Genomic DNA, 23,401 nt, shown 5'->3' on the forward strand with positions numbered 1-23,401 from the left:
GTCCGTCACGCGCTCACCGCCACGGAGGGGCACGTCGAGGCGAGCAGGGCCCGCACGCGGTTTAGCTGGAAGGCGTGCCGGGACTGGGCGACCGGGCTGACGGGGCCGGGCGCCTCGTCGTACTCGATCAGACCGGAGCCCGTGCAGACACCGCAGAACGGGGAGGCCGACGTGTCCTCAGCCCAGCCCGTGCCCGCGCAGGTGTCGCAGTCCGCCCACACGCTCTTGGTCAGGAAGTACACGCACTCGGCCGGGTCGGTGCAGCGCATCTCCGCACACGCAGGACAGCCACGAAAAGCGCTGGCCTTGAAGACGATCTCGTCGTGCGTAGTGGTCGACGTCGCAGGCATCATGGAGGCTCCCTCAGTTGGGAAGCCGGGGCGGCGAATCTGCTTGGCGGTAGGAGCGCCGCCCCGGTGCGATCAACTGGCTTGAGCCAGTTGCTGGCTTAAGCCAGTAATGCACGAGTTGCTGCACGCGTCAAGACTCTGGCTTAAGCCAGTTGCTATGCTCGGGTGCATGACGACGTCCGGAGCCCCGCAGCAGCCAGCCAGTAGGCGCATTGCGGAGGCTCTACGAACCGCGATCGAACGAGGAGAGCTGGCACCCGGGGACAAGCTGCCCTCCGAGCGAGCCCTTGCCGAACTTCACGGGGCCGCGCGCAACACCGCCCGTGAAGCGGTCCGGATTCTTGCCGAACAGGGGCTCGTGACAGCCCGCCACGGACGTGGCGTCTTTGTGCGAGAACCACAGCGGCTGTTCAGGTTCGGCAGCGATCGCTACTCACTCAAGAATCGCGAGACCGGCCTTACCCCCTTCCGTCTGGAAGCGAAGCGGCAAGGGAAGGTGGCCCGGATCGAGGTTCCGAGCATCGAGCGTGAGGTTCCACCACGCGATGTGGCGGAGCGTCTGAATGTGCCGGCCGACGAGCCGAGCGTCGTTCATCGAGAAAACCACTACTTCGCTGACGACGAGCCCGTGCAGATCGTCTCGACCTACCTCCGTTGGGACGAGGCCCAGGGAACGCTCCTGCTGCAAGCCAAGACCGGCAAGGACGGGATCTACGGGCGCCTTGAGGAACTGGGGCACGTGATGACTCGCGTGCGCGATGAGATCAGCGCTCGTATGCCGACTCCTGAAGAGGCTGCGACCCTCGATCTCCTCCCCGGGGTGCCTGTGCTCGAAGTTCTGCACACCAGCTTGGATCAGCAGGGCGTGCCGTTCGAGGTCTCCAGGTACGTGCACCGCGCTGACCAGACCGGCTTGCTCTATGAACTGCCCGTGGGATGAGTAGGAGTCCGCAGTGACCGATCTCGTTGTTCGCCCCTTCGAGGACGGCGATATCGCCGGGGCCTCAGCGGCACTCGTCGAGGTACACGCCACTGACGGCTATCCCGTTGAAGGGGTTGAAGACCCGAAAGCGTGGCTTACCTCTGACGACGTGTTGGCGGCATGGGTCGCGGTCGACGAGGGGAGGGTGGTAGGGCACATCTCCGTCATGCAGCCGCATGGGGAAGACGCCGTAGTTCTCTGGCAGGAACAGAGTGGTGATCCTCAAGAAGGCATCGCGGTGTTGGCGCGGTTGTTCGTCGTACGAGAGGCTCGGAGGAAGGCCGCTGGCGAGCGCTTGATGCGAGCCGCTATGGACTACGGACAGCGCCAGGAGCGGCGTCTAGTGCTCGATGTCATGACGAAGGATGTCGCTGCCATGCGCCTCTACGAACGCTTGGGCTGGCGCAGGATCGGCGAAGCCGTCCATCAATACGGCGACGGGCAGTCCATCAACGCTGTTTGCTACGTCTCTCCCGACCCTGAGCGACGCTAGACCGTTACAGGTTTCTCTACCTCATCAAGCACCCGGCTGCGCTCCGCTCCGCCGGGCGGGCTTTCCGGCTCCGCTGGGGCTGCCGCTCCTGCCTTCGGCCCGCTCCGCCCCGCTGCGCCGACGCCCGCCCACAGTGGATAGGCCCGGAGGTCATGAGTCGAGCACCCGACACGTTTACGGCCCACGGTCACAGACGATGCCTCCGGCGGGGGATCGGCCGGCACCGGGTGGGAGGGGGCTCCGTTCCCGGCCGCAGGCCCGTGCGTGGTGAGCGTGGGGGGCTCCCATCCCGTCCACCATCGACCCAGGCAGAGCCGAGCAGACGCGGCCCATGGCGTCCAGGTCGTTCGTACAGTGGCGCGCTCCACCTGGACGCCATGAACCACGCCCGCTCCACAGACGTGTGGGTCGACGGCGGACGGGATGGGAGCAGGGAAGGGTGGTGAGTTGAGGTGGGAGGAGTAGCGTCGACGTATGACCCTTCAAGGGCGAGCAGACAAGAGGCTCACAGCGATGCAACGAGCCACTGTCGCCGATCAGCACGCGAACTACTGCAAGGCCCAGTCCGCCGATCACCTAGCCGCCGCAGAAATCGGCAACTTCGACTTCCATTCACGCATGAGCGTCGTGTTCCTCGGCATGGCCGAGGTGCATCAGTCCGCCGCCAACAAGCAGCGCCACGCCGCAACCATCCTCTAAGCCACCCCACCATCGTGTCTGTCAAGAGCGCCTGCCTCGTCTGACATCACCGGCTGACACCAACAAGGGCGTACGGCGCCGATCAACGCCGAACCTCAGCGGCAACCGAACCAGGGTTCAGCGAGCGTTCCTCACGGTCGAGAGACCACCTCGATCGACCTGATAAGGATGAGGCCACAGGTTCAAATCCTGTTAGCCCCACATCATGAGGACCCTCAAGTGGAAACACTTGGGGGTCTTCTGCTGTGCCATGACGTGCGCGTCATGCGTGCGCGTCATGTACGTCCCCGAACCCGGGCATGCCGAAAGGGCCCTCTCAGCCGAAAGTGATGGCTGGGGCGCCTGGTCTGTCGCTCTGCGGTTTCTCCGCGCTTGTTCTGCGCTTGTTCTGCGGTTGACCGCGCTGTCCTGCTGTCCTGCGTCTTGCTGCCTTGTGGGGCCTGCGGTCCATGGAGGCGGCTTATGAGGGCGCTGCCCTGTGTTTGGCCGCGTACTTGTGCCGCGTATCTGTTGTGCCAGATACCTGTCGTGCTGAGTACCTGTCGTGCTGGGTATCTGTTGTGCCGCGTACGAGACGCTGTCTCGCTGGACGTGGTCCGGTCCGTGGCCACGCTGGGGCTCGTACGCCCTGGCGTCTGCCGCGTCGGTCCGTCGCGGTCCGTAGGTCCTCGTGCGCCGTGTTGTTCCTTGTGCGCACTACTGACTGGCTACGGCTTACTGCGCTTGCCGCGCTTACTGTCCACGGCCTTACTGGGGTCCTGCTTTTCCTGCTGCGTTCTTGCTGTTGTGCTGCTGTGCTGCTGTTCCAGCGTGGTGTCCTGCTCGTCGAGCCGGACGGACGGAGGGTCCGGCTTCGACTACGGCTCCGCGGTGAGTGCTTCGCTCGCCAGTTCCGTGTCGCTGTCCGACTGCTCGGTGTCGGCCGGCGGACGGTGGCGGCAGCTGGGGGAGGAACCATGGGCCTCGGCACGGATGCGCTGCTTCATCGTCGGTGGCAGGGACCTCTTGAAGGTCCAGAAGGGAACGGCCGACGTGGCGGCGGGGGCGCTCACCGCCGTGCTGCGGGCCCCCTCCGTCTGCTGTACGGGAGTGGCCGCGGTGGCCGGGGCGACGAGTCCGAGCGCCGAGAAGAGCGCGATGAAGGCAGAGATGACGATGGTCCACAGCGTCATGACCCGGTTCTTGGTCATGGCCCCTCACTTTCAGGTTGGGCGATTTGCGTACTTTCCTCATGATGTGTATGCGGCGCTCGGAGTGCGGGACCGACGCTCGTGGCGCGTCGATCTTCAGATGAACACCACTCGGATGGGCGCAAGAGGCCCGATATCTCCTCGATAGAGGCGAATTTCATACTCTGAGGAGAAGTGGGCGTGATCTGTGGACTGAGATCGTCCGGTTCTACTGCTGTGCTCCGGGCGGGAGTTGGGTTGGATGCAGGTCACCGATCGGTCTCGGTCGGTGTGTATAGTCGGGCGCCAGAGGTCCCCTACGTCAACGAAAGACGAGGTCGCGCGGTGAAGAAGCTTCTCCTGGTCGCACTGGCCGCCATCGGCGGGCTCCTCGTGTACCGCCAGATCCAGGCGGATCGCGCCGAGCAGGATCTGTGGACGGAGGCGACTGACTCCGTGCCCACGGGTTCGTGAGTATCGACAACAGTCTCTTCGCAGGCCCCGGTCGCATCAGCGGCCGGGGCTTTGTGCTGCCGGGCTCCGGTTGTCTCGCCTCGCGGACTGCGCGGGGAGGCGGTATTCACGTATGCGACGTCACTTCTCGCGACAGCCAATGAGTGGCGGGATTCCGGCGCACGGCGGACAGTGAGCGGGCCGGAGCGGCAGGATGACCCTTCATGGGGAGACTCATGAGGCGGCAGGTGGAGGGATGGCGCGGCCGAGGGCTGTCGGCGGTGGCTGCCGGGGCCGGGCTGTGCGCGGTGCTCGCGTTGTCCGGGGCGGCGGTGGCGGCCGAAGACTCCGATCCGTACGTCTATGCCGAGGACGCCCAGAAGGTGAGCGGGGCGCCGAACAGCACTGATGCGCCGCTGCTCAGGACGGGCGAGACGTACCGGAGTTCGCTCGGGGCCGGGTCGGACGGTGCCGCGTACTACGGCGTCGAGCTGGACGGCGCCGCCAACGCGTACGTCTCGGCGGTTGCCGTGCCGCCGCTCGGGACCGGGGTGAAGGTGGCGTACTCGGACGGCTTCACCGTGACGCTTCAGGATCGCAAGGGCAACCGCTGCGATTCCGAGCGCGCGACGTTCCGCTCCGGTGCCTATCCGCGTCCCGTCGCGGCCGCCGCCGCGCGCCTTGTACGGCCGGGAGGGCTGCGGTGCCAGGCGGCAGGGACGTACTACGTGGTCGTGGAGCGGAAGGCGGACGCCGAGTCGACGCAGGAGGCCTGGGGGCTCGAACTGAAAGTGGCCACCGAGCCGGGGCTGGTCTCCGCGACGCCCACGGAGGGGCCGAAGGCCTGGCCGTCGGCCTCGGTGCGGCCGCCGTCGGGGAAGGCCACGCGGCGCACGGGCGGGACCGGCTTCAACGATGCGGAGGCGCTGCCTACCGGGGTGTGGAAGGACGGCATCCGGCCCGGCGAGAGTCACTTCTACCGGATTCCGGTGGACTGGGGGCAGCAGCTCTTCGTCGACGCCGAGCTGGGCAGTTCGGCGGGGGACACCTCGCGCCGGGGCTTCGTGACGGGCGCGCTCGACATGGAGCTGTACAACCCGGCGCGAGCGTCGGTGGCGGCGAAGGAGACGTCGTACGCGGGCGATCCGACCTCGGCCACGTTCGATCCGTTGCCGCCCGTGGCGTACGAGAACCGCTATCTGATGCGCGGTGATCAGGCGGCGATGCGTCTGGCCGGCTGGTACTACCTCAAGGTCACCCTCAATCCGGCGATGGCGGGGAAGTTCGGGGAGAAGGAGTCGGGGCTGACGCTGCGGGTGACCGTCGACGGTGAGGCACGGCAGGCGCCCGACTATGTGCGGGATCCCGCCGAGTTCCAGGTGACGGCCGCGGACCGGGACGCCGCGGAGCGGGGAGAGGGCGGTGCCGTCTGGGGGGACTCGGGTTCGGCCGGCGGTGATGCCGGGGGAGGGCGCGGTGACGAGTCCGGCAGCGCGGGGTCTGGAGGGGCCTCCCCGGACGGCGGGGCGGCTGCTCCGGGTTCGTCTTCTGCCTCTCCCGCTTCCGCCTCCTCGTCCTCCTCTGCGGAGAGCGGCGGAATGATGCTGCTGGGGGTGAGCGGGGTCGGCACGGGGACCGCGTTGGTGCTGTGGCTCGGGGTGTGGCGAGTGGTGGCTGTGAGGCGGGTCAGGGGGCGGATGCGGGCTGAGCGCGTGGGGGGCTGAGGGAGCGTGCCGGACTGAGGGAGCGGACAGAGCTGGGTGGGCGTGCGGACTGATCTGCCAGCCTGGGCTGCCTTCCCCAGGTCTTGCCCCGGTCTTGCCCCGGTTTTCCCTTCGGCCTTCGCCCGGCCCTCTCCCGGCCCTCTCACAACCTTCCTCAGGTCTTCCTCACGTCTTCGTCATGCCTGACGAAAGCTTTCCGCAGGCTTTCTCTCCGTCTTCTTCGTCAGGTCTGGGTCAGGGCCCAGATGCCCACGGCGAAGCAGAGCGCGGCGATGAACAGGACCGGGATCGTCACTTTGCGGGGTGGTCCCGGCTGGTGTTCGGAGACTGCCCGGCTCCGACGTGGAACCTCTCGGCTGCGAGCGGTGTACAGAGAGTGACGGTCTTGTTGATACGGGACGACGGTGGTCACCGCGTGAGCCGGGTGAGGGGACGGGGAGAGGGAATGGGCGGTCGGGATGTGAGGGGTGTGGGGCAGGCGCCGCGGTACGTGCACCGGTTGCACCGGTTGCGCTGGTGGCGTCGGTTGCACGGGTTCAGCAGGTGCTGGCCCCGCGGGCGTTGGGTCGGCAGGCGTTGGCTCCGCAGGTGTGGGCTCAACAGCGGCGGACTCCGCGGCGGACGGTGTCATGGCGGAGGGAGGTACGGCGGAGGGCGGTACGGCGGTTGGCTCCGCAGCCGTTGGCATCGCGGGTGTCGGCTGGTGCCGGGGCGGCTCGGGAAGCGGGGCTGGCGCGGCGGGACGGGCCGACGGCATCGGCGGCACCGATGGTGCGGGCGGGATCTGCTCGTCGAGGGGCGTCGGCGATGGGGACGGGCTCTGCTCGTCGAGAGGGGCCGGGGGCGGGAGATGGAAGCTGCCCGTCTCGGACATGGAGGGGACGGACGGTTCCGGCGTCGGATCCGGTATCTGGTCCGAGGCCGGCTCTGGTGCTGGTGCTGGTGCTGGTTCTGGTGCCTGCTTCGGTCCTTGCCCCGAGAAGGGCTCCGATTCGGGTTCCGGGCCGAGGCCGAGCCCGCGGCTGTAACCGTGGCCGGATTCCAGGTCAGGGCTGGGGTCGAGCTCGGCCCCGGCCCCGGCCCCGGCCCCGGCCCCAGTCCCCGCCCCGGCCCCAGACCCGTCCTCAGGCGCAGAGTCGGACGGCGTGGAATCGGTGGGCGAGGGCAGGACCGGAGTTGTCGTGGTCGCTTGCAGAGGGCGGCCTCTGCGGCCCCGGACGGCGGGACCGTTCGGGCCGAACCCCGGTGGGAGCGGCCCGAGTTGGTCGAATACCTCGATCAGCTCGTCGTCGGGGCTCGGGTCCTGCAGCAGCTCGGCGGCGGAGAGAAGGGCCTTGCGCGCCCCGGTGGCGGTACGGAAGCGGGCATCGGGGTCCGGCTGCAGCAATCCGGCGAGGACGCCCCACAGCGGACCGGGGACGCCCACCGGGGCCCCGGGCGTGCCGTGCTCGGCGAAGTGCTCGATCAGGGCCTGGGCGTCCGGCTTGGCGCCTTCGAGGAGATAGAGCGCGACGAGACCGGCGGCGAAGAGGTCCGCGGGAAAGTCCGGGTCGGCGCCCATCGCTTGCTCGGGCGCGAAGTAACCGGGCGTTCCCACCACGTAGTTGGCTTCCGTGAGGCGTGGCTCGCCCTTGCGCATCGCGATGCCGAAGTCGGAGACGCGCAGATGCGGCAGACCGGTGCCCGTGGCCTCGAGCAGGATGTTGGCGGGCTTGATGTCGCGGTGCACCACACCCTCGGCGTGCACGGCGGCGAGCCCGGAAAGGAGCTGGTCGAGGAGAACGCAGACGAACTGCGGTGGCAGGGGGCCGTAGTCGCCGATCAGATGCGCCAGCGAGCCGCCCGCGACCAGGTCCATGGTGAACAGGACCTTGTCGTCGTCCGCGGCCCAGCTCGCGGGGGCCAGGACGTGCGGATGATCGATGCGCAGCGCCTGCTCGCGCACGAACCGCAGCAGTGTGTGGGCGTCGCTCTGCTGCAGGACCTTGGCCGCCACATAGCGGCGGCGCCGGTGGTCCCAGGCCCGCCATACCGCGCCCACTCCCCCGCGGCCGATCGGATCGGCCAGTTCGTACCGGCCGGCGAAGACCTCACCCATGGTCGTGCGTCGCTCCCCTCCCGGGTCCGCGATGCGGAAAGCCCCCTCGGCCGTCCCGCAAGGACCTCCGGTCCGCCCCGTGACCGCCGCCGACGGTGGTCACGGAGCTGGATCCAGCGCTGCGCCCGGTCGGGATCAGCTCTGGTGCGCCTGGTAGTGGGCGACCGCGTCGGAGGTGCGCCCGGCGCCGTACACCCGGAGGAACTCTGCCAGTTCCGGGTGGGTGGGGGCGAGGGAGTCGGCAGCCTCGATGATGTCGCCGGCCGCCGAGACGGACCGCAGCAGCGACTGGATCTCACGCACCACGCGCTTCACGGTCGGTGCGCCCGAACCGGACGCCGTCTGTCCGGTGGTGTTGGTGAGCACCGAGCCGCCCTGCGACTTCTTGATCTCGTCCATGCGCTCGGTGGCCTCGGCGGCGCTGACGCTGCCGTCGGCGACCTGACCCGCCAGGTCCTGCAGAAGCTGCACGCGCTGCACCACGGCGGGATTTCCGATCTTGGCTCGCTGACCGCTCATCAGCTGGGACAGCATGGGCGCGGACAGTCCGAGGACGCCCGCCAGACGGGCCTGGTTGAGGCCGAGATCCTCGATCAGCCTACGGAAGAGCGCCCCCAGCGGCTCTCCGTACCAGCTCCGCTGGAGCTCCCGGGCTCTTGCGGTAGCTTCCTGCTGTGCGGCGTCCATTGCGTCTCCCCATCGCTTCCCCAAGTACGGTGCTTCGCTGCCGCTAAGCACGTGGGGCATCTTACGGAGAGTGGTCGCCTGCCGGGACCCCCAATCCTTTTGCAGGATCCGGGGGGTGACCCGGTACTCTGGTCTGCGGTGCTCGCCCAGGGTGTGAATCCTGCGGTGGGACGCATCGTTTTCGGGGCCTTAGCTCAGTTGGTAGAGCGCTGTCTTTGCATGGCAGATGTCAGGGGTTCGACTCCCCTAGGCTCCACAGCCCGAAGCCCCTCCCGCCAGGTTCTGTCCTGGCCGGAGGGGCTTTGTCGTGCGTCGATATGCGCTGCACGGTGGTGCGCAGAGGTCAGCGGTGGTCCTCCGGGTCTGCCTCCGCCTCGGCCTGCTTGGCCTGGACCTCCGGGTCGAGGACGGCCTGGCCGGTGCCGTCGACGGAGGTCAGCGGGGTGGTGTCGGGCACCTCGGTCGCGGCAGGGGGTTCGACCAGCCAGTCCGGGTTGGCCTGCTTGTCCCACCACTTCCATGCGACGTACGCGCCACCCGCCACAATGCCGAGCACGGCAAGACCCTTGGCGAGACGGCCGGCGCGGGCGCGGCGCTCGTGCTTGCGGGCGAGCTTCTGGATCTCCTTCGGGGAGACCTGCCCGCGGAGTGCGGCGAGTGCGGCGACGCTGCGGGCCGTCGCCTCCTCGCGGACCGGCTGGGCCGCCGCCACGGCCTGCTCGATGCGCGGCTTCGAGTACTCGGCGGCCTGCCGGGCGGCATGGCGGGTACGGACCGCTGCCTCATGGGCGGCGTGGTCGACCTTCGGCGGAACGTGGGTGCGGGCCTGCTCAAGTCGCGGAGCGAGGTGAGCGCCGTACTGGGCGCGGGCCTGCTGGGCGGCCTGCGCGACCTTGGGGCCGAGGACGACGCGCGCTTCGTGCGCATACTGCGTCGCACGGTCCTTGGCCGTCTCGGCGTAGGGCGCCACCACTTCCGCGGCGTGCAGCACGCTGTCCTTCGCCGAGCCGCTCGCGGCGCGCACGCTGTCGATGCGGGTCACGGGATCCTCCTCCTCGGTGGCGTACAGGTGTTTCACCTTTCCACCCTTTTGCGGATCATGCCTGCCGGAAGCGTCAATGCGGTGGTAAGGCTTGATTGGACTCAATAAGGAGCGGTAAGGGGCTTGGCGACGACAATGCCACGGATCGTGGCGCGGGGCGCCTCCTAGGTGTCGAGTAGACCGGTTTTGGGTCGCTCAAACCTCCGGCCCGCATCTGAGCCGTGCGAGGATCGGGAGGGCACAGAAGTCAACGGAAGGCAGATCGTGGCCGAGCAGCTGTACGCCACTCTCAAGACCAACCAGGGCGACATCGAGGTCAGGCTCCTGCCGAACCACGCGCCCAAGACGGTCAAGAACTTCGTGGAGCTCGCCAAGGGCGAGCGTGAGTGGACCAACCCGGAGACCGGTGAGAAGTCCACGGCCCCGCTCTACGACGGCACGATCTTCCACCGGGTGATCAGCGGCTTCATGATCCAGGGCGGCGACCCGCTGGGCAACGGCACGGGCGGCCCCGGCTACCAGTTCGAGGACGAGTTCCACCCCGACCTGGCCTTCACCAAGCCGTACCTGCTGGCCATGGCCAATGCGGGCCCGGGGACGAACGGGTCGCAGTTCTTCATCACCGTCTCGCCGACCGCCTGGCTGACCCGCAAGCACACGATCTTCGGCGAGGTCGTCGACGAGGCGGGCCAGAAGGTCGTCGACGCCATCGCGGCCGCCCAGACGAACCCGCGCACCGACCGCCCGGTCAACGACGTGGTCATCGAGTCGGTCGTCGTCGAGACCCGCTGACGCGCCCCGCCTGACGCGGCCCGCCGGCCGCAGGGAACCAATTCGCCCCGCTCGTCCGTAAGGATGGCGGGGCGCCGCGTTGCCCGCGCGGTGCCCGTATACGCGTACGAGACCGCTCCATCCGAGGGGACGACCGTCATGGACCAGGCGCCCGGCAGCCCGCAGGAACCGCAGGATGCCCAGGGCCTGCCCGGCTGCTATCGGCACCCCGACCGGCCCACCGGAATCCGTTGCACGCGCTGCGAGCGGCCGATCTGCCCGGAGTGCATGGTCAGTGCGTCGGTCGGGTTCCAGTGCCCGGAGTGTGTGCGCAGCGGTTCGGGCACGGGGCACGCGCCCACGGCCAATCAGCCGCGGACCGTCGCCGGGGGCACCGTCTCCGCCGATCCGCGGCTGGTCACGAAGGTGCTGGTCGGGATCTGTCTGGCGGCGTTCCTGGTGCAGATGGCGGGGACGGCCGGGGACCGGTTCACCGACCGGTTCGACATGCTCGGCCTGGCCTGGGTGCCTGCGCTGGGCGGACCGCAAGGGGTCGCCGAGGGCCAGTGGTACCGGCTGCTGACCGCGATGTTCCTGCACGGCAGCTACATCCACATCGCTTTCAACCTGCTCAGCCTGTGGTGGATCGGCGGACCGCTGGAGGCGGCGCTCGGCCGCGTCCGCTACCTGACGCTCTACGTCGTCTCCGGCCTTGCGGGCAGCGCCCTCAGTTACCTGCTCGCCGCGCCCAACCAGCCGTCGCTCGGAGCCTCCGGCGCCATCTTCGGGCTCTTCGGCGCGACTGCCGTCCTGATGCGCCGCCTCAACTACGATCTGCGGCCGGTCATCGCGCTGCTCGTGATCAACCTGATCTTCACGTTCAACCCGGCCTTCAACATCGCGTGGCAGGCCCACATCGGCGGCCTGGCGGCCGGGCTGGTCGTCGGGTACGCGATGATCCACGCTCCGCGCGAGCGTCGCGCGCTGGTGCAGTACGGGACCTGCGCGGTGGTGCTCCTCGCCGTGATCGTGACCGTCGTGGTCAGGACCGCTCAGCTCACTTGAGCCCACCTGTCCACCGATGGTGACCGAGGTTGTCCACAGCGCGTGGCGGATCTTGTGCATGCCGTGGGGAACAACTGTGCCCCTTGTCGCTGACCTGGGTTTTCCCAGGAAGGACAAGGGGCGAACAGATGGTCGAGCGTCACCGGGCCAGTCACACCGGCGTCAACATCCGGTGGGTTATCCACAGATCGTCTGACCTTTTCCCCACTGTGGAAAGTCCTGTGGATAACTCAGTGGATAGCTCGGGGCAGAGCTGGTGGAACGGCCCGGTCGTGGGCTACTTCCACTGGGTGGAGACACCGAAGCCGGCGGCGATGAAGCCGAAGCCCACGACGATGTTCCAGTTTCCGAGGGAGTCGATCGGCAGGGAGCCGTCGCTCACGTAGAAGACCACGATCCAGGCGAGCCCGATGAGGAACATCGCCAGCATCACCGGGGCCACCCAGCCGCGGTTGGTCAGCTTGATATTGGCTGCCTGCTTCGACGCCGGCGGGGGCGTGTAGTCGGCCTTCTTGCGGATACGTGACTTCGGCACGAGGGTCTCTCCTGTCGATGCGCTGCGTGGCCGCGCAGGGGACGTGGGCTGGCTCCGAGCAGCGTACAAGGGGAAGTTCAGAGGAATCCGAGCGCTCCCCCGGGCGTCCGTTAGCGTAGTGCTTCCGCGGCGTCGAAGGAGATAAGGGTACGTTGAGCAATTCTGCCGATCCCGGCAATGGTTCCGCCCGTGGCCGCTTCCGGCCCGTGCGGCTGCTCACTGTGGGCGTTTTCGCCCTCGCCGGACTCATCTTCTTCACCAGTTTCAATACGGCCAAGGGCACCAATATCCGTACGGATGCGTCCCTTTTGAAGCTCTCCGACCTCATTCAGGAGCGCAGCCACAAGAACAAGGAACTGGAAGAGACCAACAGCGGGGTCCGCGGCGACGTCGAGGCGCTGGCCGAGCGCGACGACGGGTCCACCAAGGCCGAGGACGAGAAGCTGGACGGCCTGGAGAAGGCCTCGGGGACGAAGAAGCTCAAAGGCGAGGCGGTTTCCGTCACGCTCGACGACGCCCCGCCGAACGCCACGGCCAAGCTCCCCGGCTACCCCGAGCCCCAGCCGAACGACCTGGTCATCCACCAGCAGGACCTCCAGGCCGTGGTGAACGCCCTGTGGCACGGCGGCGCCAAGGGCATCAAGGTCATGGACCAGCGCCTCATCTCCACCTCGGCCGTGCGCTGCGTCGGCAACACCCTGATCCTCCAGGGCCGCGTCTACTCGCCCCCGTACAAGATCACCGCGGTCGGCGACCCGGAGCAGCTCAAGCAGGCCGTCGCGGCCTCCCCGGAGATCCAGAACTACATGCTCTACGTGAACGCGTACGGGCTCGGCTGGAAAGTCGAGGACGACGGAGCGGTGACTCTTCCCGGCTACTCGGGCACAGTGGATCTCCACTACGCGAAGCCGGTGCAGTAACACCCGAGCCGGGGGAGGCCGTCGGTGTCGGTGCGAGTCGTCGTCAGGACGTTGAGCGAGCTGTGCATCACCGTCGGCGCCGTGATCGTGCTGTTCGTCGCATATGTGCTGTTCTGGACCGGCGTGAAGGCCGACAGCGCGATGGACCGTCAGATCCACGACCTCCAGGACCAGTGGGCCAAGCGGCCCGTCGCCACCGCGTCGCCCGATCCCTCCGCGTCCGGCGCGACGGACTCCTCGCCGCCGAAGCCGGCCGCGTACAAGGACGGCAAGCCGTTCGCCCTGATGTACATCCCCCGGCTCGGTTTCACGTGGAACAAGCCCGTGCTCGAGGACACCGAGGTCGGCACCCTGAAGAAGGGACTCGGCCACTACACGGGCACCGCCCAGCTCGGGCAGAAGGGGAACTTCGCGGTCGCCGGGCACCGGCGCACGTACGGCGACCCGTTCAAGGACTTCCCGAAGCTGCGGCCGGGCGACGCGGTGGTGCTGACCGACGGGACGACCTGGTTCACGTACCGGATCGATACGAAGCCCTACAAGACGCTGCCCAGCGATGTCGCGGTCATCGACCCCGTGCCGCGCAAGTCCGGATACACGGAGCCGGGCCGCTATCTGACCCTCACCACGTGCGAGCCGGAGTGGGGCCACAGCCACCGGCTGATCGTCTGGGGACATCTCGATGCCACTCAGCCTGTGGAGGCCGGGAAACCGGAGGCGTTGCGCCGTTAGTCTGGTGCCGTACGGCGACGGCTGATGGCCGTGCGGCGATGGTGTTGAGGGAGCAGAGAAGGGGAGTCCGGCATGTACGGCTGGATCTGGCGGCACTTGCCGGGGAACGCGTGGCTGAGGGCGGCGATCTCGATCGTGCTGATCCTCGCCGTGGTCTACGTCCTCTTCCAGTACGTCTTCCCGTGGGCCGAGCCGTTGCTGCCCTTCAACGATGTGACGGTGGACGGCCAGTGAGCACGCGTGAGACCCGCAGGACCCGCATTCTCGTCGTCGACAACTACGACAGCTTCGTCTTCAACCTCGTGCAGTACCTGTACCAGCTGGGTGCCGAGTGCGAGGTGCTCCGCAACGACGAGGTGAGCACGGCGCACGCGCAGGACGGTTTCGACGGCGTGCTGCTCAGCCCGGGCCCGGGCGCCCCCGAACAGGCCGGTGTGTGCATCGAGATGGTGCGGCACTGCGCGGCGACCGGTGTGCCCGTGTTCGGTGTCTGTCTCGGCATGCAGTCCATGCAGGTCGCGTACGGCGGTGTGGTGGACCGGGCTCCGGAGCTGCTGCACGGCAAGACCTCGCTGGTCCTGCACGAGGGCAAGGGCGTCTTCGCCGGGCTGCCGAATCCGTTCACCGCGACCCGGTACCACTCGCTGGCCGCCGAGCCCGGCACCGTACCGGACGTGCTGGAGGTCACCGCGCGGACCGAGGACGGCATCGTCATGGGGCTGCGCCACCGTGAACTGCCGGTCGAGGGGGTCCAGTTCCATCCGGAGTCCGTCCTCACGGAGCACGGGCACCTGATGCTGGCGAACTGGCTCGCCGAGTGCGGGGACAAGGAGGCGGTCGGCCGGTCGGCCGGGCTCGCGCCGGTCGTGGGCAGGGCCTCGGCGTGACTGCGCTGCGTCCCGAGCAGGGCGGCGCCAACGGGTTCGAGGAGGCCGTCAGGCGCCTCGACGACCCGCTGAACGACCCATTGCCGGGGCAGCATCCGTCGCCGTGGTTCCGGGCGGAGGGCGCGCAGCAGGAGGCGGAGCCGGAGCCCGAGCGGCCGCAGCCGGAGCCCGAGTGGTACGACCCCGAGGGGTACGCGCAGGACTGGTACGGCGGGGCTCCTGCCGCGCCGCAGCAGCCGGCGCGGGACGACGAGACCGTGGCGCTGCGCACCGCAGACACCCGTCGAATAGCCGAGCCGGAGCCCGGGCCCGAGTCGGAGCCGGCGTCCGAGACGCCCGTCGTGACCGGTGGCCGGGCCGCGCGCAGGAAGGCCGCCAAGAAGGGCGGCGGTGGCAGACGGCGGGCGTCAGACCCGCAGGAGACAGCCGCACGGTCCGCGCAGGACGACGACGGCAAGCCCCTCTCACGCGTCGAGGCCCGTCGGGCGGCGCGGGCGGCCAAGCCGACCGCCGGGGTGATCGCGAGCCGCGCGATCGGCGAGGTCTTCATCAGCATCGGCGTCCTGATGCTGCTGTTCGTGACCTACCAGCTGTGGTGGTCGAACGTCCGGGCCCACAACCTCGCGGGCAGCGCCCGTCACCACCTCGAGGACGACTGGGCGAACGGCAAGGGCAAGCCGGACTCGTTCGAGCCCGGACAGGGCTTCGCGATCCTCTACATTCCGAAGCTGGACGTCGTCGTGCCGATCGCCGAGGGCATCAGCAAGACGAAGGTGCTCGACAAGGGCATGGTCGGGCACTACGACAAGGACAGCATTCCGACCGCGATGCCCGACGCGAAGACGGGGAACTTCGCGCTCGCGGGGCACCGCAACACCCACGGCGAGCCGTTCCGCTACATCAACCGGCTCCAGCCCGGCGACCCGATCGTGGTCGAGACGCAGGACAAGTACTACGTGTACAAGATGTCGAGCATCCTGCCGCAGACGCCCCCGTCGAACACGGCGGTGATCAATCCGGTCCCCGAGGGCTCGGGGTTCACCAAGGCGGGCCGCTACATCACTCTGACGACCTGCACTCCGGAATTCACCAGTACGTATCGAATGATCGTCTGGGGCAAGATGGTCGAGGAGCGGCCGCGCAGCAAGGGCAAGCCGGACGCGCTCGTCGGCTAGCCGGGCAGCGGCATCGGGCACATCAGCACAAGGACGGGGCACACAGGCAGTGGCAGCGACGACCGACCACGAGGAAGAGGCCGACACGAAGGCCCCCTCGCCCCCGCCCCGTCGCGGCCGGATCGCGACGGCCGTCAGCGTCTTCGGCGAACTGCTCATCACCGGCGGCCTGCTGCTCGGCCTCTTCGTCGTCTACTCGCTGTGGTGGACGAACGTGGTCGCCGACCGCGCCGCGCACAAGCAGGGCGACAAGGTCCGCGACCACTGGGCCCAGGACACCGGGCCGGGGGCGCTGGACACCAAGGACGGCATCGGGTTCCTGCACGTGCCGGCGATGAGCAAGGGCGAGGTCCTGGTCGAGAAGGGCACCTCGTCCAAGGTCCTCAACGACGGTGTGGCCGGCTACTACACGGATCCCGTGAAGTCGGCGCTGCCCACCACCGGCAAGGAGGGCAACTTCTCGCTGGCCGCCCACCGGGACGGGCACGGCGCCAAGTTCCACAACATCGACAAGATCAAGAAGGGCGATCCGGTCGTCTACGAGACCAAGGACAAGTGGTACGTCTACAAGGTCTACGCCGTCCTTCCGGAGACCTCGAAGTACAACGTGGACGTCCTGGACCGGATCCCCAAGGAGTCGGGCAAGAAGAAGGCCGGCCACTACATCACGCTGACGACGTGCACGCCGGTCTACACGTCGCGCTACCGGTACGTGGTGTGGGGCGAGCTGGAGCGGGTCGAGAAGGTGGACAGCGACCGGACGCCGCCGAAGGAACTGCGGTAGCCCCGAGCTCGGCGCTCACGGCATGAATGAGCCCCGCCCCCTGTGAGGGGGACGGGGCTCATTCATGTGCTGGTGTGCCGGTGACCGACGGATCAGCCGTTGTCGCCGATGCCTCCGATGAAGCCGCCGTTGTCGCCGCCGCCGTTGTTCCCGCCGCCGACCGTGGTCAGGGTGACCGTGGTGGATGCCGGGTCGGAGGGGGTGTTGGCTGCCGGGTCCTGCTGCATGACCCGGGCGTTGTCGTCCTGAGGACCGCTGACCTGGATGTTGGTGAAGCCCGCGTCCTGCAGGGCCTTCTTGGCATCCTTCAGGGTCTGGCCCAGGACGCCCGGAACGGCCTTCTGCGCCGGGGCCTTGGCGACCTTCAGCTGGACCGTGGAGCCCGGGTCGGCCGTGGTGCCCGCGGTGAGGTTCTGGAAGAAGACCTTGCCGGCTTCGGCGTCGCCGTTCTCCTCCTCGGTGCAGCTGGCCTTCAGATCGCTCGCCTCGAGCTGCTGCGTCGCCTGCTCACAGGTGAGGTTCTTGCCGCTGGAGACGTCGGGGACCTTGGTGGTCGCCTTCTCCCTGGCGACGGTCAGGGTGATCTGAGTACCCTTTTCGACCTTCTTGCCGTCCTCCGGGTTCTGCTTGATGACCGTGCCGGCCTTGCGGTCGGACTCCGCGGACTCCTTGCTGATGTTGCTGAAGCCCTTGCTGCCCAGTTCGGAGACGGCCTCGTCGTAGGTCAGTCCGGTGACGCTCGGTACCGACACCTTCGGCGCCCCCGTCGACATACGGACGGTGATCGTGCCGTTCTTGTCGATCTTCCTGCCGCTCTTCGGGTCCTGCTCGCAGACGCGCTTGGCGGGCTGGTCCTCGCACGCCATGGGCTCGCCGCGGACGACCTTGAGGTCGACGTTCTCCGCCTTCTGCTGGGCGTCCGCGAACGTCTCGCCCACCAGGTTCGGCACGTCGGGTCCCTCGCTGCCGGCGCTGCCGCTGGAGATCCACTTCCCGATCAGGATCGCCCCGACCAGGACCAGGATGCCGGCGACCACCAGCAGGATCGTCGACGTGCGGTTCTTGCCCTGCTTGCGGCGGTCGGGGCGGTCGTCGTAGCCGTAGCCGCCGTCGTCCGGATTGACCGGGGGCATCATCGACGTGGGCGCCGCGCCGCCGTTCTGCGGGCGCAGCATCGCCGTCTGCTGGTCGTCCGGGTGGCCGCCGTAGCCGACCGCGCCCATGGCGGCGGTGGCGGCGACGGGCTGACCGTCGAGGCAGGCCTCGATGTCGGCGCGCATCTCGTCGGCCGACTGGTAGCGGTAGTCCGGGTCCTTGGTGAGGGCCTTGAGGACGATCGCGTCCATCTCGGGCGTGATCTCGCCGTCGAAGACGCTCGGCGGCTGTGCCTCCTCGCGTACGTGCTGGTACGCGACCGCGACCGGGGAGTCGCCGACGAACGGCGGCCGGACGGTGAGGAGCTCGTAGAGCAGGCAGCCCGTCGAGTACAGGTCGGAGCGGGCGTCGACCTGCTCGCCCTTGGCCTGCTCGGGGGACAGGTACTGCGCGGTGCCGATGACCGCCGCGGTCTGCGTCATCGTCATGCCGGAGTCGCCCATCGCGCGGGCGATGCCGAAGTCCATGACCTTCACCTGGCCGGTGCGGGTCAGCATGACGTTGGCCGGCTTGATGTCGCGGTGGACGATGCCCGCCCGGTGCGAGTACTCCAGCGCCTGGAGGATGCCGATGGTCATCTCCATGGCGCGCTCGGGCAGCAGCTTGCGCCCGGAGTGCAGCAGCTCGCGCAGCGTCGAGCCGTCGACGTACTCCATCACGATGTACGGGATGGAGACCTGGTCGACGTAGTCCTCACCCGTGTCGTAGACCGCCACGATCGCGGGATGGTTGAGCGAGGCGGCCGACTGGGCCTCCCGGCGGAACCGGGCCTGGAACGACGGGTCGCGCGCGAGGTCCGCCCGCAGCGTCTTCACCGCCACGGTGCGGCCGAGCCGGGTGTCATGCGCGAGGTAGACCTCCGCCATGCCACCACGGCCGAGCACCTGGCCCAGCTCGTACCGGCCGCCGAGGCGACGCGGCTCTTCCATGGTTACCTACCAGCCCTCTCCGTCGGTCCCGACCGTCCCGTGCGGGGTCGGGCGGTGTGCTGTCCGGGCATACCGTACCCGGCCTGCCCGACGTGACCTGGCCGCCACCGGGAGCCGTGACAGGACCGGTATCGCCACGTGCGTCTATGTGAAGAATGGGTGACCGGGCTCACAAGGAGCGGTGAACCTCCTTGTGAGCCCGGTCTCCTACTTGCTGTTGATGACCGCTTCCATCACGCTCTTCGCGATCGGGGCGGCGAGACCACCACCGGAGATGTCCCCGCGGTCGGCGTCGCTGTCCTCCACGACGACGGCCACGGCGACCGGGGTTCCCGAGCCCGTCTTCGCGTAGGAGACGAACCAGGCGTACGGGGTGCCCTCGTTGTTCACACCGTTCTGGGCCGTACCGGTCTTGCCGCCGACCGTGACTTTCGGGATCTTCGCCTGGGTTCCGGTGCCGGTGTTGACGACCGTCTCCATCATCGACTGGAGCTTCTGCGCGTTGTCCGAGGAGAGCGGCTGGCTCATCTCCTTCGGCTCCGTCTTCTCGATCGTGTCGAGGTTCGGGGCCTTCAGCTCGTCGACCATGTACGGCTCCATGAGCTTGCCGTCGTTGGCGATCGCGGAGGCGACCATGGCCATCTGCAGCGGGGTCGCGGCGGTGTCGTACTGGCCGATGGAGGACAGGGCCACCTGCGAGTCGTTCATGCCGTCCTCGAACCGCGACGCGTTCGAGCGGACCGGGACGAACTGCTGCTCGTTGAAGCCGAACTTCTCGGACTCCTTGAGCATCTCCTCGTTGCCCATGTCCTGGCCGAGCTTGCCGAACACCGAGTTGCAGGAGACGCGCAGCGCCTCACGCAGGGGCACGTTCTCGCACTGGATGGCGCCCTCGTTCTTCAGCTCCGTCCGGGTGCCCTTCATGATGAACGGGACCGGGGAGTCGGTCTTCGCGTCGACGTCGGTGACCTTGCCGCTCTCCAGCGCCGCGGCGGCCGTGACCAGCTTGAAGGTGGAGCCCGGCGGATAGGTCTCGCGCAGCGCCCGGTTCAGGAGCGGCTTGTCCTTGTCCTTGTCCAGCTTGCTGAACGTCTCGCCGTCCTTGTTGGTGTTCCCGGCGAACGACGAAGGGTCGTACGAGGGCGTGGACGCGAGCGCGAGGATCTTGCCGGTGGACGGCTCGATGGCGGCGACGGCACCCTTGCCGCGGTTCTTCAGGCCGTCGTAGGCGGCCTTCTGGGCTGCGGCGTTGAGGGTGGTGACGACGTTGCCGCCCTCCTTCTTCTTGCCCGTGATCATGTCGAGCGTGTTGCGGAAGAAGAGCCGGTCGTCGTTGCCGGTGAGGATGCCGTCCTCGATGTTCTCGATCTGGCTCGCGCCGACGACCTGCGAGGCGTAGCCGGTGACGGGCGACCACATGGGCCCGTCCTTCCAGGTCCTCTTGTACTTCAGGTCGGTGCCGGTGGTCGCCTTGGACCCGGTGATCGACTTGCCGTCGACGATGATGTCGCCGCGCGGCGTGGAGTAGCGGGCGATGGCGACGCGGCGGTTCTCGTCGTCGGAGGAGAGCTGGTCGGCCTTGACGTACTGGAGCCAGTTGTCACGGATCAGCAGGGTCAGGATCAGCAGCCCGCAGAAGATCGCGATTCGGCGCAGGGGCTTGTTCACGGGCGGACCACCTGGGTCATCTCGGCGTCGGGGCTGGGCGTGGGGCTGGGCGCGGGCCGGCGCGCGGTGTCGCTGATCCGGATCAGGATGCCGATCAGCGCCCAGTTGGCGATGACGGAGGAACCGCCGTACGCGAGGAACGGCATGGTCATACCGGTCAGCGGGATGAGCCCCATGACACCGCCCGAGACGACGAAGACCTGCAGCGCGAAGGCGCCGGACAGGCCGACGGCGAGCAGCTTGCCGAACGGGTCGCGGGCGGCGAGGGCGGTGCGCACACCGCGCTCCACGATCAGCGCGTAGATCAGCAGCAGCGCCATCAGACCGGCCAGGCCCAGCTCCTCGCCGAACGTGGCGAGGATGAAGTCGGAGTTCGCGGCGAACCGGATCAGGTCCGAGTGGCCCTGGCCGAGACCGGTGCCGAGCGTGCCGCCGGAACCGAACGCCCACAGCGCCTGCATGGCCTGCTCGGAGTGGCCCGCGACGCCCTGCCGGCTGAGCAGGTACTCCTTCATCGGGTCGAGCCAGGCGTCGACGCGCTGCTGGATGTGCGGCTCGAAGCTCGCCACACCGACGGCGCCGACCGCGGACATCAGCAGACCGAAGACGATCCAGCTGGTCCGTTCGGTGGCGACGTACAGCATGATGACGAACATTCCGAAGAACAGCAGCGACGTACCGAGGTCGGTCTCGAAGACCAGGATGAGGATCGAGATCGCCCAGACGACGAGGATCGGCCCGAGGTCGCGGCCGCGCGGCAGGTACAGGCCCATGAAGCGGCGGCTGGCCAGGGCGAGCGCGTCACGCTTGACCATCAGGTAGCCGGCGAAGAAGACCGCGAGGACGATCTTCGCGAACTCACCGGGCTGGATGGAGAAGGAACCGACGTGGATCCAGATCTTGGCGCCGTAGAGGTTCACGCCGAGGCCCGGCACCAGCGGCAGCAGCAGCAGGACGATCGCGCCGAGCATCGAGATGTACGTGTAGCGCTGCAGGACGCGGTGGTCCTTGAGGAAGATCAGGACGGCGATGAACAGCGCGATGCCGATCGCCGTGTACATCAGCTGCTTGGGCGCGGCACTGCCCGCCTGGCCGATCGACTGCAGCAGCTTCGACTGGTCGAGCCGCCAGATGACGACCAGGCCCAGCCCGTTGAGCAGCGTGGCCAGCGGCAGCAGCAGCGGGTCCGCGTACGCCGCGAACTTCCGTACGACGATGTGGGCGACGCCGGCCAGCAGGCCGAGGCCGAGGCCGTAGCCGAGGATTCCGGCCGGCAGCTCGCCGTCGATGGCCAGGCCCACATTGGCGTAGGCGAACACGGGGATGACCACGGCGAACGCGAGCAGCGCCAGCTCGGTGTTGCGCCTGCTGGGCGCGCCGATGGCGCCGATGGTCGACGTATGGGTCGTGGAACTACTACTCATGGCGTGCTGAGGCCCCCAACGGCTTCTACTGCTGTGCGCACGCCTTGGCCAGCTGCTGCTCTTCCTCGGAGAGAGTGGGGCCAGGAGTGGGCGTGGGTGACGGTGACTTCGCCTTGCCGGACGGCGAGTTCGACGGGTTCGGTGTGGGCGTCTCCGCGCGGTACGACGTCTTCGTCGCGGTGCCGCCGGTGGTCGTGCCGCCGGCTTCGCCCTCGCCGGTCTTCGCGTTCTTCTCGTTCTCGGCCTTCTGCCGCTCGGCCTGCTTCTCGCATGCGGAGGCCTGCGCGGACAGCTCGTCGATCTTGTCCTGGGCGGCCGCCAGATCACCTTCGGCGATGGTCGCCTCGACCTGCTTCTGCTGGTACGGAGGCAGGTACTTGAGCTCGATCTCCGGGTGGTCCTTCTCGACCTTGGACAGGCTCACCCAGGCGAGATCCTGGTTGATGCCACGGTAGAGCGCCACGTTCTCGTTGTTCGTGCCGACGAAGTACTGGGTCTGCGTCCAGCGGTAGCCGCCGTACAGACCGCCGCCGATGACGGCGAGCGCCAGCACGATGTAGACCGATCTCTTGAACCACTTGCGGCCGCGGCGCGGCTTGACGAAGTCCTCGTCCGAGTACGCGCCGAAGCTCCCCTCGGGTGCGTAGCTCTCGGTGTCGCCGCTGCCGGGCGGGCCGAACTCGCCGCCGCCACCGCCGCCGTTGCCCTGTCCCGGCACCGGCCGGCCGAGGCTGGAGGCGCGGCCCGCGGGGGTCTCCATGGCGCCGCCGTCGTGCAGCTGGTGCTGGTTCTCGGCGACCGCGCCGACGATGACCGGGGCGTCGGAGATCTGCCCGGCGAGGGTGTCCCCGCTGTCGATGTCCAGGACGTCCGCGACGATCACCGTCACGTTGTCGGGGCCGCCGCCGCGCAGCGCCAGCTGGATCAGGTCCTGGACCGTCTCCTGCGGGCCCTGGTAGCTGGCGAGGGTCTCCTCCATCGTCTGGTGCGAGACGACGCCGGACAGACCGTCGGAGCAGATCAGGTACCGGTCGCCGGCCCGGACCTCACGGATGGAGAGGTCGGGCTCGACGTGGTCACCGCTGCCGAGCGCGCGCATCAGGAGCGAGCGCTGCGGGTGCGTGGTGGCCTCTTCCTCGGTGATGCGGCCCTCGTCGACGAGGCGCTGCACCCAGGTGTGGTCCTGCGTGATCTGCGTCAGCACCCCGTCGCGCAGCAGGTACGCGCGGGAGTCGCCGACGTGCACGAGGCCGAGGCGCTGACCGGTCCACAGGAGGGCGGTGAGGGTGGTCCCCATGCCTTCGAGCTGGGGGTCCTCCTCGACCATCATGCGGAGCTGGTCGTTGGCCCGCTGCACGGCGGTGCCCAGGGAGGTCAGGATGTCCGAGCCCGGCACGTCGTCGTCGAGCGCGACGATGGTGGAGATCACCTCGGACGAGGCCACCTCACCCGCGGCCTGGCCCCCCATGCCGTCGGCGATCGCGAGCAGCCGGGGACCGGCGTAGCCGGAGTCCTCGTTGCCCTCGCGGATCATGCCTTTGTGCGATCCGGCGGCGAAACGCAGTGACAGACTCATGCGCACCTCGCCCGTCGGCTCCGGGTACATCCGCACGGTGCCCACCCTCCGGTCGGGAGCGCGCCGGTGTCCTGGTGGTGGAC

At 68.4% G+C, this 23,401-nt stretch carries 23 protein-coding genes and 1 tRNA gene; 14 read left to right on the forward strand and 10 right to left on the reverse strand.

What is annotated here, in order from left to right; all coding sequences use genetic code 11:
* Positions 1-5: 5 nt before the first annotated feature.
* Positions 6-353, reverse strand: coding sequence for a hypothetical protein (locus tag ACVHNB_RS00065; RefSeq protein WP_428953561.1), 348 nt, complete (start codon positions 351-353; stop codon positions 6-8).
* A 166-nt stretch (positions 354-519) separates the two neighbouring features.
* On the opposite strand from ACVHNB_RS00065, the gene ACVHNB_RS00070 reads away from it, so the two are divergent.
* The 3 genes from ACVHNB_RS00070 to ACVHNB_RS00080 all read left to right on the forward strand — a co-directional run bounded on the left by ACVHNB_RS00070 (position 520) and on the right by ACVHNB_RS00080 (position 2,524).
* Positions 520-1,290 (forward strand): GntR family transcriptional regulator, encoded by a 771-nt coding sequence (locus ACVHNB_RS00070; protein WP_428953560.1) that lies wholly within the window; start codon positions 520-522, stop codon positions 1,288-1,290.
* Between the two features lie 13 nt (positions 1,291-1,303).
* Positions 1,304-1,825 (forward strand): GNAT family N-acetyltransferase, encoded by a 522-nt coding sequence (locus ACVHNB_RS00075; protein WP_428953559.1) that lies wholly within the window; start codon positions 1,304-1,306, stop codon positions 1,823-1,825.
* Between the two features lie 474 nt (positions 1,826-2,299).
* Entirely contained in the window at positions 2,300-2,524 is a 225-nt protein-coding gene (locus ACVHNB_RS00080) for a hypothetical protein (protein WP_428953558.1), read from the forward strand.
* An 857-nt stretch (positions 2,525-3,381) separates the two neighbouring features.
* Here the strand turns inward: ACVHNB_RS00080 and ACVHNB_RS00085 are convergent.
* Positions 3,382-3,714 carry a DUF6344 domain-containing protein gene (locus tag ACVHNB_RS00085; protein WP_456227143.1) on the reverse strand — a complete coding sequence of 111 codons (333 nt, stop codon included), beginning with the start codon at positions 3,712-3,714 and terminating at the stop codon, positions 3,382-3,384.
* Between the two features lie 324 nt (positions 3,715-4,038).
* On the opposite strand from ACVHNB_RS00085, the gene ACVHNB_RS00090 reads away from it, so the two are divergent.
* Both ACVHNB_RS00090 and ACVHNB_RS00095 read left to right on the forward strand, forming a co-directional pair.
* Positions 4,039-4,167: a DLW-39 family protein gene (locus ACVHNB_RS00090; RefSeq protein ID WP_003999697.1), complete on the forward strand. Its 129-nt coding sequence runs from the start codon at positions 4,039-4,041 to the stop codon at positions 4,165-4,167.
* Between the two features lie 215 nt (positions 4,168-4,382).
* The gene (locus ACVHNB_RS00095; RefSeq protein WP_456227144.1) at positions 4,383-5,870 is read left to right on the forward strand and encodes a hypothetical protein; all 1,488 of its coding nucleotides are present in this window, start codon (positions 4,383-4,385) and stop codon (positions 5,868-5,870) included.
* A gap of 223 nt (positions 5,871-6,093) precedes the next feature.
* On the opposite strand, the gene ACVHNB_RS00100 is transcribed toward ACVHNB_RS00095, so the two are convergent.
* A complete protein-coding gene (locus ACVHNB_RS00100; RefSeq protein WP_456227145.1) occupies positions 6,094-7,968 on the reverse strand; it encodes a protein kinase domain-containing protein in 1,875 nt (624 codons plus the stop codon).
* 135 nt (positions 7,969-8,103) lie between these two features.
* Positions 8,104-8,655 (reverse strand): helix-turn-helix domain-containing protein, encoded by a 552-nt coding sequence (locus ACVHNB_RS00105; RefSeq protein WP_428953554.1) that lies wholly within the window; start codon positions 8,653-8,655, stop codon positions 8,104-8,106.
* Between the two features lie 183 nt (positions 8,656-8,838).
* Here ACVHNB_RS00105 and ACVHNB_RS00110 point away from each other — a divergent pair.
* Positions 8,839-8,911: transfer RNA gene (locus ACVHNB_RS00110), tRNA-Ala, on the forward strand.
* An 87-nt stretch (positions 8,912-8,998) separates the two neighbouring features.
* Here ACVHNB_RS00110 and ACVHNB_RS00115 read toward each other — a convergent pair.
* The gene (locus ACVHNB_RS00115; protein WP_428957609.1) at positions 8,999-9,697 is read right to left on the reverse strand and encodes a DUF5324 family protein; all 699 of its coding nucleotides are present in this window, start codon (positions 9,695-9,697) and stop codon (positions 8,999-9,001) included.
* 264 nt (positions 9,698-9,961) lie between these two features.
* Here ACVHNB_RS00115 and ACVHNB_RS00120 point away from each other — a divergent pair, with 264 nt between their 5' ends.
* Together ACVHNB_RS00120 and ACVHNB_RS00125 are read left to right on the forward strand one after the other, a co-directional pair.
* Positions 9,962-10,489: a peptidylprolyl isomerase gene (locus tag ACVHNB_RS00120; protein ID WP_428953553.1), complete on the forward strand. Its 528-nt coding sequence runs from the start codon at positions 9,962-9,964 to the stop codon at positions 10,487-10,489.
* Between the two features lie 138 nt (positions 10,490-10,627).
* On the forward strand, positions 10,628-11,533 hold the full coding sequence (locus ACVHNB_RS00125) for a rhomboid family intramembrane serine protease (protein WP_428953552.1): 906 nt from the start codon (positions 10,628-10,630) through the stop codon (positions 11,531-11,533).
* Positions 11,534-11,810: 277 nt separating this feature from the next.
* Here ACVHNB_RS00125 and crgA read toward each other — a convergent pair whose 3' ends face one another.
* A complete protein-coding gene (gene crgA, locus ACVHNB_RS00130; RefSeq protein ID WP_428953551.1) occupies positions 11,811-12,068 on the reverse strand; it encodes a cell division protein CrgA in 258 nt (85 codons plus the stop codon).
* Between the two features lie 152 nt (positions 12,069-12,220).
* On the opposite strand from crgA, the gene ACVHNB_RS00135 reads away from it, so the two are divergent.
* From ACVHNB_RS00135 to ACVHNB_RS00160, 6 genes are all read left to right on the forward strand, one after another.
* Entirely contained in the window at positions 12,221-12,988 is a 768-nt protein-coding gene (locus ACVHNB_RS00135) for a DUF881 domain-containing protein (protein ID WP_428953550.1), read from the forward strand.
* A 30-nt stretch (positions 12,989-13,018) separates the two neighbouring features.
* Positions 13,019-13,720: a class E sortase gene (locus tag ACVHNB_RS00140; RefSeq protein ID WP_428957608.1), complete on the forward strand. Its 702-nt coding sequence runs from the start codon at positions 13,019-13,021 to the stop codon at positions 13,718-13,720.
* A gap of 72 nt (positions 13,721-13,792) precedes the next feature.
* The gene (locus tag ACVHNB_RS00145) at positions 13,793-13,954 is read left to right on the forward strand and encodes a hypothetical protein (RefSeq protein WP_428953549.1); all 162 of its coding nucleotides are present in this window, start codon (positions 13,793-13,795) and stop codon (positions 13,952-13,954) included.
* Entirely contained in the window at positions 13,951-14,607 is a 657-nt protein-coding gene (locus ACVHNB_RS00150; protein WP_428953548.1) for an aminodeoxychorismate/anthranilate synthase component II, read from the forward strand. Before ACVHNB_RS00145 ends, ACVHNB_RS00150 begins: the two co-directional genes overlap by 4 nt.
* On the forward strand, positions 14,604-15,782 hold the full coding sequence (locus ACVHNB_RS00155; RefSeq protein WP_456227146.1) for a class E sortase: 1,179 nt from the start codon (positions 14,604-14,606) through the stop codon (positions 15,780-15,782). Before ACVHNB_RS00150 ends, ACVHNB_RS00155 begins: the two co-directional genes overlap by 4 nt.
* A 49-nt stretch (positions 15,783-15,831) precedes the next feature.
* A complete protein-coding gene (locus ACVHNB_RS00160; RefSeq protein WP_428953546.1) occupies positions 15,832-16,566 on the forward strand; it encodes a class E sortase in 735 nt (244 codons plus the stop codon).
* A 92-nt stretch (positions 16,567-16,658) separates the two neighbouring features.
* Here the strand turns inward: ACVHNB_RS00160 and pknB are convergent, their stop codons facing one another.
* From pknB to ACVHNB_RS00180, 4 genes are all read right to left on the reverse strand, one after another.
* The gene (pknB, locus tag ACVHNB_RS00165; RefSeq protein ID WP_428953545.1) at positions 16,659-18,650 is read right to left on the reverse strand and encodes a Stk1 family PASTA domain-containing Ser/Thr kinase; all 1,992 of its coding nucleotides are present in this window, start codon (positions 18,648-18,650) and stop codon (positions 16,659-16,661) included.
* A gap of 207 nt (positions 18,651-18,857) precedes the next feature.
* The gene (locus ACVHNB_RS00170; protein WP_456227147.1) at positions 18,858-20,318 is read right to left on the reverse strand and encodes a peptidoglycan D,D-transpeptidase FtsI family protein; all 1,461 of its coding nucleotides are present in this window, start codon (positions 20,316-20,318) and stop codon (positions 18,858-18,860) included.
* On the reverse strand, positions 20,315-21,742 hold the full coding sequence (locus ACVHNB_RS00175; protein ID WP_428953543.1) for an FtsW/RodA/SpoVE family cell cycle protein: 1,428 nt from the start codon (positions 21,740-21,742) through the stop codon (positions 20,315-20,317). The genes ACVHNB_RS00170 and ACVHNB_RS00175 overlap by 4 nt, the downstream gene beginning before the upstream one ends.
* Before the next feature lie 25 nt (positions 21,743-21,767).
* On the reverse strand, positions 21,768-23,318 hold the full coding sequence (locus ACVHNB_RS00180; RefSeq protein ID WP_428953542.1) for a Stp1/IreP family PP2C-type Ser/Thr phosphatase: 1,551 nt from the start codon (positions 23,316-23,318) through the stop codon (positions 21,768-21,770).
* Positions 23,319-23,401 lie beyond the last annotated feature (83 nt).

This window comes from Streptomyces sp. YJ-C3 (genome assembly GCF_053891275.1).

What these genes read in the sequence shown, in the direction of transcription:
- ACVHNB_RS00070 (WP_428953560.1), top strand. Translation starts at nt 520, where the DNA reads ATGACGACGTCCGGAGCCCCGCAGCAGCCAGCCAGTAGGCGCATTGCG.
- ACVHNB_RS00100 (WP_456227145.1), bottom strand. Translation starts at nt 7,968, where the DNA reads ATGGGTGAGGTCTTCGCCGGCCGGTACGAACTGGCCGATCCGATCGGC.
- ACVHNB_RS00105 (WP_428953554.1), bottom strand. Translation starts at nt 8,655, where the DNA reads ATGGACGCCGCACAGCAGGAAGCTACCGCAAGAGCCCGGGAGCTCCAG.
- ACVHNB_RS00085 (WP_456227143.1), bottom strand. Translation starts at nt 3,714, where the DNA reads ATGACCAAGAACCGGGTCATGACGCTGTGGACCATCGTCATCTCTGCC.
- pknB (WP_428953545.1), bottom strand. Translation starts at nt 18,650, where the DNA reads ATGGAAGAGCCGCGTCGCCTCGGCGGCCGGTACGAGCTGGGCCAGGTG.
- ACVHNB_RS00065 (WP_428953561.1), bottom strand. Translation starts at nt 353, where the DNA reads ATGATGCCTGCGACGTCGACCACTACGCACGACGAGATCGTCTTCAAG.
- ACVHNB_RS00125 (WP_428953552.1), top strand. Translation starts at nt 10,628, where the DNA reads ATGGACCAGGCGCCCGGCAGCCCGCAGGAACCGCAGGATGCCCAGGGC.
- ACVHNB_RS00180 (WP_428953542.1), bottom strand. Translation starts at nt 23,318, where the DNA reads ATGAGTCTGTCACTGCGTTTCGCCGCCGGATCGCACAAAGGCATGATC.
- ACVHNB_RS00095 (WP_456227144.1), top strand. Translation starts at nt 4,383, where the DNA reads ATGAGGCGGCAGGTGGAGGGATGGCGCGGCCGAGGGCTGTCGGCGGTG.
- ACVHNB_RS00175 (WP_428953543.1), bottom strand. Translation starts at nt 21,742, where the DNA reads ATGAGTAGTAGTTCCACGACCCATACGTCGACCATCGGCGCCATCGGC.
- ACVHNB_RS00080 (WP_428953558.1), top strand. Translation starts at nt 2,300, where the DNA reads ATGACCCTTCAAGGGCGAGCAGACAAGAGGCTCACAGCGATGCAACGA.
- ACVHNB_RS00145 (WP_428953549.1), top strand. Translation starts at nt 13,793, where the DNA reads ATGTACGGCTGGATCTGGCGGCACTTGCCGGGGAACGCGTGGCTGAGG.